Origin of the sequence: Cedecea selenatireducens (genome assembly GCF_042138895.1) — a bacterium.
GTDB classification, from domain to species: domain Bacteria; phylum Pseudomonadota; class Gammaproteobacteria; order Enterobacterales; family Enterobacteriaceae; genus Cedecea; species Cedecea selenatireducens.
The window spans coordinates 208,257-222,977 of sequence record NZ_JBHIKW010000009.1 but is presented as its reverse complement, the minus strand read 5'-3'; the positions used below and the strand labels follow the sequence as shown (position 1 = coordinate 222,977).

At 59.6% G+C, this 14,721-nt stretch carries 18 protein-coding genes; 9 read left to right on the top strand and 9 right to left on the bottom strand.

Going from position 1 to position 14,721, the window contains the following annotated elements; translation table 11 throughout:
* Positions 1–3: 3 nt before the first annotated feature.
* The 9 genes from ACE38U_RS16155 to sctU are packed head-to-tail and all read left to right on the top strand — an operon-like array spanning position 4 to position 7,284.
* Positions 4–951: an FHA domain-containing protein gene (locus ACE38U_RS16155; RefSeq protein WP_375530125.1), complete on the top strand. Its 948-nt coding sequence runs from the start codon at positions 4–6 to the stop codon at positions 949–951.
* Complete coding sequence (gene sctN, locus ACE38U_RS16150; RefSeq protein WP_375530124.1) at positions 945–2,312, top strand: type III secretion system ATPase SctN; 1,368 nt, start codon at positions 945–947, stop codon at positions 2,310–2,312. Before ACE38U_RS16155 ends, sctN begins: the two co-directional genes overlap by 7 nt.
* On the top strand, positions 2,296–2,763 hold the full coding sequence (locus ACE38U_RS16145; RefSeq protein ID WP_038474301.1) for a hypothetical protein: 468 nt from the start codon (positions 2,296–2,298) through the stop codon (positions 2,761–2,763). Before sctN ends, ACE38U_RS16145 begins: the two co-directional genes overlap by 17 nt.
* The gene (locus ACE38U_RS16140; protein WP_375530123.1) at positions 2,760–3,383 is read left to right on the top strand and encodes a type III secretion system HrpP C-terminal domain-containing protein; all 624 of its coding nucleotides are present in this window, start codon (positions 2,760–2,762) and stop codon (positions 3,381–3,383) included. The genes ACE38U_RS16145 and ACE38U_RS16140 overlap by 4 nt, the downstream gene beginning before the upstream one ends.
* Positions 3,380–4,432 carry a FliM/FliN family flagellar motor switch protein gene (locus ACE38U_RS16135; RefSeq protein ID WP_375530122.1) on the top strand — a complete coding sequence of 351 codons (1,053 nt, stop codon included), beginning with the start codon at positions 3,380–3,382 and terminating at the stop codon, positions 4,430–4,432. The genes ACE38U_RS16140 and ACE38U_RS16135 overlap by 4 nt, the downstream gene beginning before the upstream one ends.
* Positions 4,432–5,097 (top strand): type III secretion system export apparatus subunit SctR, encoded by a 666-nt coding sequence (gene sctR / locus ACE38U_RS16130; RefSeq protein WP_038474309.1) that lies wholly within the window; start codon positions 4,432–4,434, stop codon positions 5,095–5,097. The genes ACE38U_RS16135 and sctR overlap by 1 nt, the downstream gene beginning before the upstream one ends.
* Positions 5,098–5,104: 7 nt before the next feature.
* On the top strand, positions 5,105–5,371 hold the full coding sequence (gene sctS, locus ACE38U_RS16125) for a type III secretion system export apparatus subunit SctS (RefSeq protein ID WP_038474312.1): 267 nt from the start codon (positions 5,105–5,107) through the stop codon (positions 5,369–5,371).
* The gene (sctT, locus tag ACE38U_RS16120) at positions 5,368–6,177 is read left to right on the top strand and encodes a type III secretion system export apparatus subunit SctT (RefSeq protein WP_375530121.1); all 810 of its coding nucleotides are present in this window, start codon (positions 5,368–5,370) and stop codon (positions 6,175–6,177) included. The genes sctS and sctT overlap by 4 nt, the downstream gene beginning before the upstream one ends.
* 24 nt (positions 6,178–6,201) lie before the next feature.
* Positions 6,202–7,284, top strand: coding sequence for a type III secretion system export apparatus subunit SctU (sctU, locus tag ACE38U_RS16115; RefSeq protein WP_375530120.1), 1,083 nt, complete (start codon positions 6,202–6,204; stop codon positions 7,282–7,284).
* An 812-nt stretch (positions 7,285–8,096) separates the two neighbouring features.
* On the opposite strand, the gene ACE38U_RS16110 is transcribed toward sctU, so the two are convergent.
* The 9 genes from ACE38U_RS16110 to ACE38U_RS16070 all read right to left on the bottom strand — a co-directional run bounded on the left by ACE38U_RS16110 (position 8,097) and on the right by ACE38U_RS16070 (position 14,689).
* Positions 8,097–9,047, bottom strand: coding sequence for a type III secretion protein (locus ACE38U_RS16110; protein WP_038474318.1), 951 nt, complete (start codon positions 9,045–9,047; stop codon positions 8,097–8,099).
* A gap of 180 nt (positions 9,048–9,227) precedes the next feature.
* Positions 9,228–9,413: an HrpT family type III secretion system protein gene (gene hrpT / locus ACE38U_RS16105; protein WP_038474321.1), complete on the bottom strand. Its 186-nt coding sequence runs from the start codon at positions 9,411–9,413 to the stop codon at positions 9,228–9,230.
* 9 nt (positions 9,414–9,422) lie between these two features.
* Positions 9,423–11,492: a type III secretion system outer membrane ring subunit SctC gene (sctC, locus tag ACE38U_RS16100; protein WP_375530135.1), complete on the bottom strand. Its 2,070-nt coding sequence runs from the start codon at positions 11,490–11,492 to the stop codon at positions 9,423–9,425.
* Positions 11,493–11,628: 136 nt separating this feature from the next.
* A complete protein-coding gene (locus ACE38U_RS16095) occupies positions 11,629–11,859 on the bottom strand; it encodes a hypothetical protein (protein ID WP_008460979.1) in 231 nt (76 codons plus the stop codon).
* 86 nt (positions 11,860–11,945) lie between these two features.
* Entirely contained in the window at positions 11,946–12,566 is a 621-nt protein-coding gene (sctL, locus tag ACE38U_RS16090; protein WP_176983186.1) for a type III secretion system stator protein SctL, read from the bottom strand.
* A gap of 3 nt (positions 12,567–12,569) precedes the next feature.
* On the bottom strand, positions 12,570–13,187 hold the full coding sequence (locus tag ACE38U_RS16085; protein ID WP_375530119.1) for a type III secretion protein HrpD: 618 nt from the start codon (positions 13,185–13,187) through the stop codon (positions 12,570–12,572).
* Positions 13,188–13,193: 6 nt separating this feature from the next.
* Positions 13,194–13,994 carry a type III secretion system inner membrane ring lipoprotein SctJ gene (sctJ, locus tag ACE38U_RS16080; protein ID WP_038474331.1) on the bottom strand — a complete coding sequence of 267 codons (801 nt, stop codon included), beginning with the start codon at positions 13,992–13,994 and terminating at the stop codon, positions 13,194–13,196.
* 6 nt (positions 13,995–14,000) lie between these two features.
* A complete protein-coding gene (locus tag ACE38U_RS16075; RefSeq protein WP_375530118.1) occupies positions 14,001–14,414 on the bottom strand; it encodes an EscF/YscF/HrpA family type III secretion system needle major subunit in 414 nt (137 codons plus the stop codon).
* A 65-nt stretch (positions 14,415–14,479) separates the two neighbouring features.
* The gene (locus ACE38U_RS16070) at positions 14,480–14,689 is read right to left on the bottom strand and encodes a hypothetical protein (RefSeq protein ID WP_016535500.1); all 210 of its coding nucleotides are present in this window, start codon (positions 14,687–14,689) and stop codon (positions 14,480–14,482) included.
* Positions 14,690–14,721: the final 32 nt, after the last annotated feature.

Here is a 14,721-nt window from a genome sequence, read left to right as displayed (position 1 = left end):
GCCATGTATGAGCTGAGAGTATTAAACGGATTACATGAAGGCGCGGCGCTGCCGTTAAGCGGCGAACGCTGGCAACTGGGCAACTCGGCCGACAGCGATTTGCAGCTCAACGATGGCGGTATCAAGGCCAGCCACGCCCTGCTTAGCCGCAGCGCCGAAGGCTGGATGCTCACGCCGATGGACGGCACGGTTTGCCATCGCCACGGCGAACGCCTGAGCGAACAGCAGCTGTGGCAGCCGGGCGAAATCTTCGCCGTCGGGGGCGTCTGGCTGACGCTTGCCGCCGCCGACGAAGAATGGGATAACCGCCCGCCGCCACCGCCGGTGCCGGTAGCCAGCCAGAGCGAAACGGCCTCCGCTGCGCGTGAGCCAATCGGGGGCACGCCAAGCAAACCGGCCCCAGCCGTTCGCCGCTCGCTGCTGGCAAAAATTCTGCCGCGCTGGGCGCAAATCTTCACCCTGTCCAGCCTGATGCTGCTGACCTTCACCATCTTCAGCTGGGTGCTGCAGCCCGGTATCGCCCAGCAAAACAGCGACGAAGAGCCGCAAATCAAACCGGCGATCGCCAGCAGTAATGAACTGCGCAGCCTGGTGGAACAGGATCTGCGAGAGCGAGAGCTTTACAACAAAGTGCAGCTCACCAGCACGCCGCAGGGCATTACGCTCACCGGTGAGCTGCAGGAAAACCAGCTGCCGATTGTCAGCCGCATGGTGGACAGCATCCGCAGCGATTATCAGCTGAAAATAGCGCTCAACAACCAGACCAAAGTGCGCGAGGCCGTACTGCCCTTCCACATCGTGCAAATAACCGCCGGGCCACACGCCAATATCGTGACCGCAGACGGGCAGCGCCTGTTTGTCGGCGACGAAAGAAACGGCCTGCGCCTGACCGGCATTACCGCCGACAGCGTGCAGTTTGGCGGCAAAGAAAACATCGCGGTGAAGTGGTAATGGGGCGCTATCAGACCGACCTCGACGACTGGTTTGCAGCGCGCCACCGCGCCCTGAGCCAGCTTTCCGCCGTCAGAGCCCACGGCCGTATCACCGGCATCAGCGGCATTCTGCTCGAAAGCAGCCTGCCCCAGGCGCGCATCGGCGATCTGTGTCTTATCAGCCGCAGCGGCGGCACCGAAGTAATGGCCGAAGTTGTCGGCTTTAATCCGCGCCACACGTTGCTTTCCGCCCTGGGGCCGCTGGACGGCATTGCCCAGGGTGCACGGGTCACGCCGCTGTTTCAGCCCCACTCGATTAGCGTGTCGGACAGCCTGTTCGGCAGCGTGCTGGACGGATTTGGCCGCGCCATTGACGAAGACAGCCTCTCCGCGTTTGCTTTAGCCAGCGAGACGCCGGACGCCCGTGGCGTGCTCGGCGATGCTCCTCCGCCCACGGACAGGCCGCGCATTGATACACCTCTGCCAACCGGCATCCGCGCCATTGACGGCGTCCTGACGATTGGCGTGGGCCAGCGCGTGGGCGTTTTTGCGGGAGCAGGCTGCGGCAAAACCACCCTGCTCGCCGAGATGGCGCGCAACACGCCGTGCGATGCCATCGTGTTCGGCCTGATTGGCGAACGTGGCCGCGAGCTACGAGAATTTTTGGATCACGAACTGGATGCCGAACTGCGCTCCCGCACCGTGCTGGTTTGCTCCACCTCCGACCGCAGCAGCATGGAGCGTGCCCGCGCCGCATTTACCGCCACGGCCATTGCCGAAGCTTTCCGTAACAAAGGCAAAAACGTGCTGCTGATTATCGACTCGCTGACGCGTTTTGCTCGCGCCCAGCGTGAAATCGGCCTGGCGCTCGGCGAACCGCCTGGACGTGGCGGGCTGCCACCGTCGGTGTATACCCTGCTGCCGGGGCTGCTTGAACGCGCCGGGAAAACGTCGCGTGGCTCGATCACCGCCCTTTATTCGGTGCTGATTGAGCAGGACTCGATGAACGATCCCGTGGCCGATGAAGTCCGCTCGCTGATCGACGGCCACATCGTCTTAACCCGCCGCCTGGCGGAGCGCGGCCACTATCCCGCCGTCGACGTGCTGGCGAGCCTGAGCCGGACCATGAGCAACGTGGTGCCGCGGGAACACATTGCCGAAGCCAGCACGCTGCGCCAGATGATGTCGGCTTATCAGCAGGTCGAAATGCTCATTCGCCTCGGCGAATACCAGCCGGGCAACGACCCGATGACCGACGCCGCCGTGCAGTCTCAGTCGGCGATTAACGCGTTTTTGCGCCAGGCGAACCACGCCCCAAGCGACTTTATGGCTACCCGTCAGCAGCTGCAGGAGGCGATCGCCTGTGCGCCGTCATATTGATGCCGAAACTCCGCTCTCTCCTGACCCGCAGCAGGTCGCTCTGGAGCAGGTTCTGAATACCCTGCTGCCCATTCGCCGCCGTCGGTTACGCCACTGCGAACGCGAGCAGCGCCAGCATGAACAGCACCTCCGGCGCGGCCAGCAGGCCGTCGAACTGGGCGAACAGCAGCTGGCAGAGCAGAAAATCGGCTATTTGCAGCTGCGCAATGATTTCGTGCCGCAGCACGCAGGCGTCACCCAGCCGCTGAACGACCTGCGGGAAACGCTGGACGTCGAAAAAACAACCCGCGCGGGCGTTATCCAACAAATTCAACGCACGCAGCAGCTGCAAGAAGAAGTGCAGCAGCAGCAGGCGCGCCTGAACGACGCGCAGCTGGCCGTGCAGCGCTGCCAGCGGGACATTGAAAAAATGGAGTATTTGCTCAACCAAAATCAGGGGAACGCCTTATGATCCATCACGCGCTAAAAACCGCCCATCCGCAGCCAGGACTCTGGCAAAAATCTCATCCTGCGCCGCAGCCGCGTCACCAGCCTGATAACGCTCCGCAGGCACCCGCGCCGCGCGCGCCGCAGACGCCGACGAATAACGCGCCCGCCCTGCCGCAGATGCCCGCTCGAAGCACGCCTGCTTTTAGCCGGGCCAGCGACCGCCAGAAACTGTCGCGGGATGAAAAAGAGTTTAGCGACCTGTTGTCTGAGGACGAGCCTGCGCCGCTGATGCCGGTACTTGCGTTGAACCTGTTCGACGGTTCGCTGAGCGGCACCGAACAGCCGCAGCAGGCCAGTGAATCGCCGGCTTCCGCCCTGCAGGCCATGCTTGAATCGCACCTGGTGCAGGGCATTGAGCAGCAGGAAAGCCTGCCCGCCCGGTTCAGCCTGCTGCTGCCGGATTTGGGCGAGGTCGTGGCCCAGGTGACCCCGACCAACGGCGATGGGCTGGATATTGCACTCGGCTTTTCGGCTCATGCCTGGGATAAGGTTCGCGGCTTTGAACAGGACGGCCAGGGCTCGCTCAGCGGCCGTATGGGGAAAAAAGTTCGCCTGCGCTTTAAGCGCCGGGGGGCGGTATGAAACGGCTAACGCTTGCCGCTCAGTCACCGGATGAAGCCCGGCTGCGGCACTGGATTGGCTCCGGCTGGCGGCTGCCGTTTTCCCTTGAGGGCGTGCCGGGTGAGCTTCGCCTGCTGCCGTCATCGACGGCTGAGCAAACGGCGGCGCAGGCTGAAACTTTTCACTGTGCGGCAGGGGCATTGATATTTAGTGACCCGCTGCCTGTGCTGAGGCTGATGGCCGACTGCCCGGCGCTGCCGGGTATCTCCACTGAAGATAATGCCTGGTACTGGCGCTATTTCAGCCAGCAGCTCAGCCCTCAGCTGGCCGGGCTATTTGAATTTATGCAGCCTGCCGAAGCGCAGGAAAAACCCGACATTACGCTACGCCTTGAGGTCAGCCTCGGCGAAGAAAGTGCCGGCACGCGGTTGTCCCTCTCCTGGGCCACGCTACACCAGTTCACGCAGTTTGCGGGCTGGCAGCGGCGAAGCGTGCCGCTTAACCCACAACTCCCCCTCCAGCTGCCGCTGACCGTCGGCAAACTCCAGCTTTCGACAGGCTTCGCCCGCTCTCTGGCCGTCGGAGATTTGCTGCTGCCGACGGAAGCCTTTTTCTCACCAGAAGGGCTCGGCGTGATGCCGCTGGCACGGCGACAATTTCAGGTTCAGCTGGAACTGGCGAGCGAAACGACTCACAGAGATTTACTACACATTACGTATAGCGAGGAGCTAACCATGACTTACCCGAACGTCCCCCTGGAGTACCACGAGCAGCAGGACGGCGAAGAAGTGGTACCCAGCGGGGAATGGCAAACAACACGGGGGAGTTTCGACGATTTGTCGCTGGATTTGACCATCCGCTGCGGCAATTTGCAGCTGACGCTCGGCGAGCTGCAGCAGCTGGACGCGGGCTCGACGGTATTAGTGCAGCACGTTACGCCGGGCGAGGCGCTGTTGTGTCACGGTAACAGCCTGTTGGCCAAGGGCGAGCTGGTGGATGTTAACGGCACGCTCGGTTTCCAGGTGACCCGCATGCTTCGCCAGGCAGGTTCGTCCCTGGAACCCGTCTGATGGCCGAGAATATCAGCTCATTCAATCCGCTGGCGCTGGCCATCCTGCTGGGGGCCATTTCACTGCTGCCCCTGCTGCTGATGATAACCACCAGCTTTCTCAAGATTTCGATGGTGCTGATGCTGACGCGTAACGCCATCGGGGTGCAGCAAACGCCGCCCAACATGGCGCTTTACGGCATCGCGCTGGCCGCCACGCTCTTCGTGATGGCCCCGGTATTTGACGGGATGCAAACCCGCTTTAAGGAAAAGCCCCTCGACACCACCAGCGCCGAGCGTTTAGAGAACAGCCTGCAGTATGGCATCAAGCCGCTGACCGACTTTATGCTGCGCAACAGCGATCCGGATCTGGAAACGCACCTGATGGAAAACAGCCAGCGCATGTGGCCTAAAGATCTGTCGGAAAAGGTTGTGCACCAGCGCGACAACCTGCTGATCCTGATCCCTTCTTTCGTCCTGTCCGAGCTGCAAAACGGCTTCAAAATCGCCTTTTTAATCTTCATTCCCTTCCTGGTAGTGGACCTGATTGTCTCCAACGTGCTGCTGGCGCTCGGGATGCAAATGGTGTCACCGATGACCATCTCTTTGCCGCTCAAAATCCTGCTGTTTGTTATGGTGAGCGGCTGGACGCGCCTGCTGGACGGCCTGTTCTACAGCTATATGTGAGGACGTTATGGACATGATCTACATGTTTAAGCAGGCGGTACTGATGGTGGTGGTGCTCTCCGCGCCGCCGCTGGTTGTCGCCGTGCTGGTGGGCATCGTGGTCTCTTTGCTGCAGGCGGTGTTCCAGCTCCAGGATCAGACCCTGCCCTTCGCCATCAAGCTGGTCGCGGTTGGCACCACGCTAGCCCTGAGCGGCCGCTGGATTGGCCTGCAAATGGTTGAGCTGGCGCAATCCGCCTTTACCATGATGGCCGCCTCCGGAACCCTGCGATGATTGCCGCCGAGCTGACGCCTGTCTTCAACGGCATGCTGGCACTCGGGCTGGCGATAGCCCGCATTTATCCCTGCGTTCTGCTGACGCCGCTGTTCGCGTTCTCCGCCCTGAAAGGCATGATCCGCACGGCGATTGTCGTGCCGCTGGCGCTCTTCGTGACGCCCACTATCGTCCCAATGCTAACCCACGCGCCGCATACGCCGTGGGGCATTGTCGCCATGATGCTCAAAGAAGTCGTATTGGGCATTTTTCTCGGCTACCTGCTGGCGCTCCCCTTCTGGCTGTTTGAGTCGGTTGGCGTGCTGTTTGATAACCAGCGCGGGGCGCTCAGCGGCGGCCAGCTTAACCCGGCGTTGGGCGCCGACGAAACGCCGCTCGGCTATATGCTTTTACAGTGGTCGATGATGGTGCTTATCGTCAACTTTGGCCTGTCCCTCGCCATCCAGGTTATCTGGGACAGCTATCGGCTGTGGCCGGTAGACAGCTGGCTGCCAGACTTCCGCGAGCAGGGTTTCCTGGTATTCCTCGCCCAGGTTAAGCAGATGTTTGTCGACACTATTCTGTACGCGGGCCCGCTGGTGCTGCTGCTGCTGTTTCTCGACTTTGCCGTGGGCGTGCTCAGCATCTACAGCCCACAGCTGCAGGCCACGGTGCTGACCGTGCCGCTAAAATGCATCGCCGGGCTGCTGTTCTTCATCTTTTATCTGCCTACGCTCGAGTATTTTGCCGGCCATCAGTTCAGCACCCTGCGCGACATGATCCCCCATCTGGCGGATATTCTTCCTGCCCGTCAAACCACCTGGTAACGCCGCTTCGGAGGGTGCCAAACCGTGAGTGAAAAAACAGAGAAGGCCAGCCCCCACAAGCTGCAGGAAGCCCGTAAAAAAGGCCAGGTTAGTCAGAGCCAGGACATTCCCAAGCTGCTGATCATGTTTGGCGTGCTGCAGCTTATTTTTTCGATGATGGAAGCCAGTATGGCGAAGCTGCAGTCGCTGATGATCCTGCCGCTGCAGCGCCTGAGCAGCCCGTTCAGCCAGGCCTTAGGGGAAGTTGGCGGCGCGGCGCTGCTGACCGTTGGGGTGTTTTTTATGATGACGGTGGGCACCGTTATCCTGTTGCGCATCGCCGCGGGCTGGATCCAGTTTGGCCCGCTGTTTGCCATCGCCGCGCTGGCCCCGAAGCTCGATGCGCTAAACCCGCTGAATAAATTCAAAGAGATGTTTTCGGTGAAGCAGTTTATTCAGATCCTCAACAGCCTGCTGAAGGCCATCACCCTTTCAGTGGTGTTCTGGCTGCTGATCAAGCCTCGCCTGTCGCAAATGGCCAATCTGTCAGGCGGCACGCTGGACGGCTTCTGGCACGCGGGCGTGGCGATGCTGGAAACCCTCGCCCACACCATCGTTGGCGTCATGCTGGTGTTTTCGGTGGCCGACTTCGCGCTGCAGAAATACTTCTTCCTCAAGCAGAACCGCATGAGCCACGAGGACGTGAAAAACGAATATAAGCAAATGGAAGGCGACCCGCACACCAAAGGCCACCGCAAGCACGTGGCCCACGAAATTCTCAACGCGCCGGCGAAAAAGGTCACCCCGCAGGAGATGGAAAAAGCCGACGTTCTGCTGGTAAACCCGACGCACTTCGCCGTGGGTCTGCGCTATCTCCCGGACGAAACGCCGCTGCCGGTGCTGCTGTTTAAAGCCCAGGACGAAGACGCCAAAGCGCTGATCAAACTGGCCCACGCCGCCAAAATTCCGGTGGTGCGCTACGTCTGGCTCACCCGTAACCTTTACCGCACCACCGAAGAAGGGGCCTATATTCCGCGCGACACGCTAAAAGCGGTGGCCGCCATCTATCGCCTGCTGCGCAAGCTCGAAGGCCGCCTGAAGGGTGAGACGATTGAGTTTGAGGAGTAATGGGGGGATCGCCCCTTCCTTTAGGCTCTGTCTTAGCCACATTTTACTTGTGAATCCTCCAGGAGATATTTTCGATCCGCAGTTATTCCGTTCACCTTTAGATCTGCTTCCCCTGCACTTTCAGCGCACGGTGAACGTGTCAGCTAGCATTACGCCATGCCTCCTGACCATCGCCGGGCGGCGGGGACAAATCTTCCCCTCACCCCAGCCCTCTCCCAGAGGGAGAGGGGGAAAACAGCCAACGTGAAACATTGTTTATTCCCTCTCCCTTCCAGGGAGAGGGTTAGGGTGAGGGTAAAAATAAGAAGCGAGGCTCGGTTCCGGCTTAAATCGCCTCCGTTTTCTCTCCGACTGGCCAGGGTCCGGACGTCGGGAACGGCCGGAGGCTGAGAGCGTCGGGAACGCATCTCAGCCGACCCAGGACTGGGAGATAAAACGGAGGTCTGCCGCTTCAGCGGTCGATTTATTTGGCCGGGAGTCCGGGGTCTCGGGGAAGTGACGGTGACTTCCCCGAGTCGTTCACCGTCTCTGTGATGACAGATAAAGCAGGGCTGGAAGTGAACGGAATATTCACAGACCATGCATAATCGCGGGTATCTGTAACTAAGAGACAGCGTTTAAGGAGAGAGTCGAATAATTTTTCTGCACTCGTATGCGCGAGCATGGTCAAGACAAAAAAAGACCGGCCTCCACGCAATTAACGCAGAAAACCGGTCAAACAGAGGGCGAAGAAGAGTCTGGCGAAAGGACGTGTGGCGCCGTTAATCTGCGCACACGTCAAAAAGAACATCTGTGGACTACAGCACAATCACTCAGGCAAGCGCGGCGGAAGCCAGGTTCAGCAGCGCGCCGTGATGGTGCTTCATGGCATCTTTGATGATGTTGCCGTTAAACAGCTGCGCATCGGCGTTCACCAGCAGGCTGGAAGAACCGTTGCCCGGCGCCGTTGCGGAGCCTGGAATTGAGCCGCCCACCATAGAAGTTTTCAGATCGTTTTTTGCCGACTGGAAGGCTTTCAGCGAGTCGCCGCTCAGCGGTTTGCTGTTTTTCAGCGCATCTTCCCAGCTGGATGGGCCTTTACCGATGTGAACCAGGCCCGGCATACCGGCACCGGCGCTCTGCGGCTTGCCGTAGATTTCCGGGTGCTGGTCCATAAATTTACCGATTTCAGCACGGGTTTCTTTAGAGCCACCGTCCACTTTACCGCCGCCGCCCAGCATGGCGCTCAGGCCGCTGGTGTCGGATTTCACGTCATCCAGCGCCTGCAGGCCCATTTTGCTGCCTAACTGGCTGCCCATGCTGTTGCCGAGCTGGTTAAAGCTATTGGCGCTGTTGGCGCTGGTGGTAGACAGCGGCAGCTGGACCAGGCCAATGCCGGTAGATGGCGACTGCAGGCCGTTGCTCATGCCGCTATTGAACGCGTTCATGTTGCCTGCGCCCGCCTGGCTGTTGAACGGGCTGTTCTGGGCGTTCACGCCCATCTGCTGGAGCACCTGCTGGAGCATCTGCTGCATGTTGCTCGCCGCCAGCGTATTCCCCATGCTCGCCCCACCCTGACTCTGCGGAGACATAAAGGTGTTGTTGTTATTGTTACCGTTCATGCCGCCGGAGAACAGCAGGTTGGTCAGTTTGGATGCAATGTCGTTTACCATCTGGTCGCCCACGTTCTTCAGCAGGTTCGCAGCCATACCTTCAGGGGTAGCATTCAGCGCCATCTGCGGTAATGCAGTGGCCAGATTCAGCATATTTCCAATCGTACTCATTAGATTACCTCAACATGACTTCGGGGTTGATACAGGCGACCAGCCCTGCTGGTTCGCAGTATAAAGACGCCTGTTAAGTGAAAAGAAACCGGCTTCGGTTCCACAAAACTGCATAACATCAGGAAAAAAATGATTTTTTTAAACGGACAGGCGTGAAGGCATCCACGCCTGCGGTAGTACTCAGCGCACCGGCATCTGCGTGTAGTCCTGCACGCCGTTACGCATGTCGCCCGGCCACCAGATGGTCAGGTGGTGGCTGTCCGACAGCGGCCGACACGCCACGCTGTCGCAGCCGTTGTCATTGCGGGTGGCGCAGCCGCTCAGGACAAACGCCAGCGCCACCAGTAACAAAATGGAAGGTTTCATAATCACTCCTTAGCGAAGGACGGGGCGCGGCGGCAGTAAATAGCTGCGCGATCTCGATGAGTTAACCGGCAGCGAAGATGAGGTCGTCAGCAGCGACTGGCGGCTACGGCGCCCTTCTCCCCGCGTGCGGTAGGCGATGTAAACTTCTGCCGACTGGCCCGGAGCAAGGTTTCCACCCGGCCACGCGGCCACCGCCAGCACGTCGTCGTCGCGGCAGTTGGACTCGTCAAAGCGCTGCGGCTTACCGCTGATATTGCGGATAAGCCCCACGCTTATCTGTACCGAAGAATTGCTGTACCACTGGCTGTGGGAGCTGTCGGATGAGAGCCCTGGCCCTACGTTACACAGTTGACCAATCCCCGCGCCTTCGCCGCCCGCCTGGAAACCGGTGGGCACTTTATCTTCCGCAAGATCACGCATGGCGTTTTCGATATCGCCTTTCATCGAGCTGTAGCGCTGGCGGAGCTGCACTTCGTTCATCGCCGAAGAGAGCTGCTGGCGATCCTGCTCGTCGATGTAGCGCGTCGGGTCTACCTGGTCGCCCACCAGATGAGGCGTAATGATGAACAGGCGCTCACGCTGGGAGGTTTCATGGCTGGTGTAGGAGAAGAATTTCCCCAGGTAAGGGATGTCGCCCAGCAGCGGAATACGGTGGTCGGTGTCGCCGGTTTCACGGGAATGGAAGCCGCCCATCACCAGCGAACCGTTCTGCTGTACCAGCGCCTGAGTGCTGACCGTGGCGCGCTTAGCCCCGGTTGCCACCCCGTCATCGTTGACCTGCACCTTGCCGTCTTCCACATCCACCACCAGCTGCACCGTGCTGGTTGGCCCGTTGCCGATGGCGCGGGGAACAACCTGCAGGCTGGTTCCGGCGGTGACGGGCTCAATGGTCGCCACGCGCTCGCCGGTGGCGGTAATAAAGGCGGTGTCGCTCATGTCGATCACCGCCGGCTGGTTCTCCAGCGTCAGGATAGAAGGGTTCGCCACGATGGAGGCATTGCCCTCGCCTTCCATCGCCTGAATCTGGGCAAAGAAGCGGCTGTAGTCGGTCACAAACAGCGTGCCCGCCCCTTGCAGCATTGAAGAACCGGCGGTGATATTGCCGAACGTGCCGCTGAGATTGCTGGAGAATTTCGAAAACGCGTGGCGATCGACATCAATAATCATGGCGTCGATCTCCACCAATTTTTGCGGGACGTCGATCTGTGAGATCAGCGCCTGATACTGATCACGGCGCTTAGGATCGTCCCTGACCAGCAGGGCGTTGTTGCGCACGTCGGCGGAAACCAGCGGGTTCATTTCGCCGTCGTCATCGCCGCCCGCGCCGCGAAGTCGGCTGTCCTGGCCCTGAATCAGCCCGGAGAGAATATTGTCCGACTGTTCCTGGAATGACTTATTCAGCGTTTCACGGGAAGAGCCTTCACCGCCGGGGACGATCCCCTGCGAAGAGCGGGTGCTTTTCTTGCCCAATAATTCGTTGAGGATGCTGGCCACGCCGGGCACCAGCAGCGTTTTCTCGCGGTATTTGATTTCGCGATCGGCGACCGAGGCGTACTTCAGCGGGAACGCCATCATCTCTTTGTTCTGCTTTTTGTCTTTGTCTTTGGCGCTAAAGTCCGCCACCAGCGCGACGTACTCCGGCGGGCCGGTGACAATCACCACGCCATCGTCCGGCAGCTCGCCGTAGCCGAATTTGTCTTCCAGGAGCCCAACGTCACGCAGCGCCTGTTTGAGATCCGGCGCGGCATCTGCCGAGACGGTGATACGTTTTGAGGTTTCTGCCGACTGCGGGCTGACGAACAGCGAGCCGTTGTAAACAAACCACTGGAAGCGGTACTGCAACGCGAGGCGGTCAAGGAAGGCCACGCCGCTGTCGGAACGCAGGCGTCCGTCCACCACGCTGTCGGGTACATCTCCTAAACGCAGATTCACGCCGTGGCTGCTGGCGAAATCCTGTAAGACGGTGCGCAGCGGCGTGCCCTGGGCAGAGTAAGCGTAGGCACCATTTTGCCAGTCGGCAGGCGTTTGAGCGCTGACGGCTGCGTTATAGCAACCGGCGGTAGCGGCCAGGGCAAACATGGCTGAGCGAAGTAAACGTGCGGGCTGATTCAACGACTCATTCTCCTGTAATCGACGGCACAAAGCGGTAGCCGTCCTGGGTACAAACTGCGTTAAACAACGGCTTACGGATACAAATAAGCCGTTGACGGCATAACTAGTTGATAGAGTCGATAATCTCCTTGCTCAGGCTATGCTTGAGCGACCCCAGTTGGCTGTCGGTAAAGGTCGCCGCCGCTTCTTTCATCAGGGCGTTTTTAAATTCCACCATGTCGCCCATGCTCGGCGCGGGCTGCCCGAGAGTGCTCTGCGCCAGCTCGGCAACCGAGTGGTGCAGACGAGACAGCTGGCTGTCGAGATTGCGCTGAATATCAAAGGAATTGCTCATACGTTTCTCCTCGCGTTGAAATCGCATGATAAGTGGCGGTAGAACAGCGGAGGTTCCCGCCGCGGGAAAATTAACTTTGCGGCGGCTTAATTAGCGAGGCGCAGCAAATGCTGCTGAAGCGAAGCCCAACTGATGCTGAATTCGCCCTGCGCGGTTTGCAGCAGCAGAGTTTCTGCCGCCAGCGTATCGTCCACGCAGCGTGCCCAGCCAGGCTGGGGATGCGAGGCCAGCCAGCCTGCCAGCGGCGCTTCATATTGTGAGGGGTGATAAAGGGTCACGTCCGTGGCGCGGGCGCTTGCGCCCTGAAGCTGAGTCAGCAGCGCCGTCAGCTTTTGCTGCTCGCTCAGGCCGCCAAACAGTTGCTCAAATGCCGCGCCGATCAGCGTCTGAGCCTGGCTGACAACCCCGGCGCTTTGCGTGTCCCGTTCAGCCTGCCATTCGCTAAAAAAGTTTTCAGCCCGCTGCCAGAAGTCACGTTCTGCTTCTTCAACGCGGGCGATAACGAGCCGTCCGGCCTCTTGCTGAGCTTCAGCGATTATCCCCTCCGCCTGCTGCCGGGCTTCCACCAGTAAGTCTTCGCTTCTCAGGGTTGCCAGCGCCACCAGGCTCCGCGCCTGCTGCTGCTCCAGCAAAACAGACTGCGGGAGCAGAACGCCTTCGATGAGCTGCGCGTCATCCTCTAAGGCAACTTTACGGCCAATCCACATGCTTTATTGCTCCCGTGAAGAATTGTGCAATGCCCTCGCCTGCCGCTGCTGAACCTGCCAGAGCGCGCCGTCCCATAGCGCCTGCAGCCGGTTTAGCGGCGGCGTGGGCTCGTTCGGAAACTCCGCTTCGCAAAGCTCAACGGCCGGCTGAGGAAAACTGAATCGTAGCCTCTGCCAGGCCGCAGGCGTGAAAAGCGGGCGAAGCAGACAGAGAACCGCGACAGTGTATTCGCCGCTGAAACAGAGGCTTGAGGGTAGCCAGACGCCGGGACGCAGGCCGCGCGTAAGCCGCTCACACCAAATACGCTGCGGCTCGTCAAGCTGCCCTGCTCCGCTGCCCCGCTGGCAAACTTCCGCCACCAGCGCAAAGAGGATCTCGCGCTGAGACGGTTCAAAAGAAGCCAGCGTGAGCAGCCGGGGATCGGGGTTGTCCGGCAGGCAATCTTCCAGCGCCAGCATGGCGGACAAGGCCTGCGGCGATTGGCGCATCAGGCTCTGGCGTCGCGCTTCGTCCAGCCTGAACCAGGGCAGCCCGAACCAGCTGGCATCGGCCTGCTGCCAGAACCCGGCCTGCCACCAGCGAAGCCAGCCCGCCGCCAGCGCGTTATCCCGCTGAATCACCGCCCGTTACCGCCGCTCTGAAGGCACAACGGCCAGTTCGGTCGTAGCCGTATTTTTGCCACGCTTCATCGCCTTTAATTTCGGCACAAGCATAAAGATGCCGCCTAACAGCAACAGCAGGCCGATCAGTGAGAAGAACAGCGCTCTGACCGTGGCATATTGCGAAAGCGTCAGTTGGAAAGGCCCTAAGGTCACCAGTTCGACGCGGTCGTGATAGACCGCTGCGGGCACAAACACCACGGACAGCGCGCCGTCGTTTTTGCCCGAAAGCCCCGGAATACTCGCCGCCACCAGCCGGCGGATCCTCGGCTCAATGCTGTCGGGGTCCATGTCCGGGGTATACTTAATGAAGACCGAAGCCGACGCGGGCTGGACCGGCTCGCCGGGCGCGACGCGTTCAGGCAGCACGACGTTCACCCTCGCCACCACAACGCCGTCAATTTGCGAAAGCGTGGACTCCAGCTCCTGGGAAAGCGCATAGATATAGCGGGCGCGTTCCTCCAGCGGGCTGGAAATAATGCCGTTTTTCTGGAAAACCTCGCCGAGGTTAGTCCGCGCCTTATGCGGTAAACCGTTGGCGTTGAGAATGCGAACGGAACGTTCGATGTTGTCCTGGGCCACCAGCACGGTCACCCCGGTTTTATCAATTTGCTTGTCGGCTTCAATCTTGTATTTAGAGAGTTCGGAAATGATGTCATTGGCATCGTTTTCGGTCAGGCCGGTATTCAGGATGACCTGTGAGTCGCAGCCTGCCAGCAGCAGGACCAGCAGCCAGGGCTGCAGGATTTTTCGCCAGCGTCGTTGCATGGTGGATTACTGCAGGTTGGTCAGTTTATCGAGCCCCGAAATGCTCTTCGAGACGATTTTGGCGTTCATCATGCTCTCCAGGTAATAGTTCGAGAGCTGGTCGTCCACCTGGTTGAGCACCAGCGGATCGGTGGAGCGCGCGGCCTTACGCAGCACGTTATTCATCTGCTTCTGGTCACCCTCCATTTGCTTAAACATGCCGGAAGCTTTTTCAAACATCGCGGCAGGTTTCCCGCCAATTCCGCCCATCGCAGAAACGGCTTCAGGCTGCTCAAGCGCGGCAGAAAAGAAAGCGGCGTCGCTTTGGTTCGCGACATTGTTGCCGAACGGGATGGACGACTGAGTGGCCGGGTTGGATGCAACGCCCGGAGACTCGGGTTCTGGCAAAGGCATACCTGTCGCAGGATTAAGAATGTGCATATGAGAGATTCCGCCAGCAGAAAAAAAGATCAGGGATTCACGCTGCGGCGAATCCCTGATGAGCATTAGAAGGAAATTTTGTTCTGCGCCAGAGAACTGATCATGGTGGTGGCGGAGTTCTGGTAGCCGGACACATAGGCGTTCTTACGGTCACGTTCAGCTTTGTCCAGAGAATCCTGCATCGATTTGTTTTCGATAGAGTCCATCTGAGACTGGAAGCTATCTGCCAGGCTGCCGCTTGCGCCTGCGTTGTTACCGGTATTGACTGATGGCATGATGTTTACTCCTCGTTAATTAAACAGCAAAT

What these genes read in the sequence shown, in the direction of transcription:
- ACE38U_RS16075 (WP_375530118.1), bottom strand. Translation starts at nt 14,414, where the DNA reads ATGCACATTCTTAATCCTGCGACAGGTATGCCTTTGCCAGAACCCGAG.
- sctJ (WP_038474331.1), bottom strand. Translation starts at nt 13,994, where the DNA reads ATGCAACGACGCTGGCGAAAAATCCTGCAGCCCTGGCTGCTGGTCCTG.
- ACE38U_RS16155 (WP_375530125.1), top strand. Translation starts at nt 4, where the DNA reads ATGTATGAGCTGAGAGTATTAAACGGATTACATGAAGGCGCGGCGCTG.
- sctS (WP_038474312.1), top strand. Translation starts at nt 5,105, where the DNA reads ATGGACATGATCTACATGTTTAAGCAGGCGGTACTGATGGTGGTGGTG.
- ACE38U_RS16070 (WP_016535500.1), bottom strand. Translation starts at nt 14,689, where the DNA reads ATGCCATCAGTCAATACCGGTAACAACGCAGGCGCAAGCGGCAGCCTG.
- ACE38U_RS16110 (WP_038474318.1), bottom strand. Translation starts at nt 9,047, where the DNA reads ATGAGTACGATTGGAAATATGCTGAATCTGGCCACTGCATTACCGCAG.
- sctC (WP_375530135.1), bottom strand. Translation starts at nt 11,492, where the DNA reads ATGTTTGCCCTGGCCGCTACCGCCGGTTGCTATAACGCAGCCGTCAGC.
- sctL (WP_176983186.1), bottom strand. Translation starts at nt 12,566, where the DNA reads ATGTGGATTGGCCGTAAAGTTGCCTTAGAGGATGACGCGCAGCTCATC.
- hrpT (WP_038474321.1), bottom strand. Translation starts at nt 9,413, where the DNA reads ATGAAACCTTCCATTTTGTTACTGGTGGCGCTGGCGTTTGTCCTGAGC.
- sctR (WP_038474309.1), top strand. Translation starts at nt 4,432, where the DNA reads ATGGCCGAGAATATCAGCTCATTCAATCCGCTGGCGCTGGCCATCCTG.
- ACE38U_RS16095 (WP_008460979.1), bottom strand. Translation starts at nt 11,859, where the DNA reads ATGAGCAATTCCTTTGATATTCAGCGCAATCTCGACAGCCAGCTGTCT.
- ACE38U_RS16135 (WP_375530122.1), top strand. Translation starts at nt 3,380, where the DNA reads ATGAAACGGCTAACGCTTGCCGCTCAGTCACCGGATGAAGCCCGGCTG.
- sctT (WP_375530121.1), top strand. Translation starts at nt 5,368, where the DNA reads ATGATTGCCGCCGAGCTGACGCCTGTCTTCAACGGCATGCTGGCACTC.
- ACE38U_RS16140 (WP_375530123.1), top strand. Translation starts at nt 2,760, where the DNA reads ATGATCCATCACGCGCTAAAAACCGCCCATCCGCAGCCAGGACTCTGG.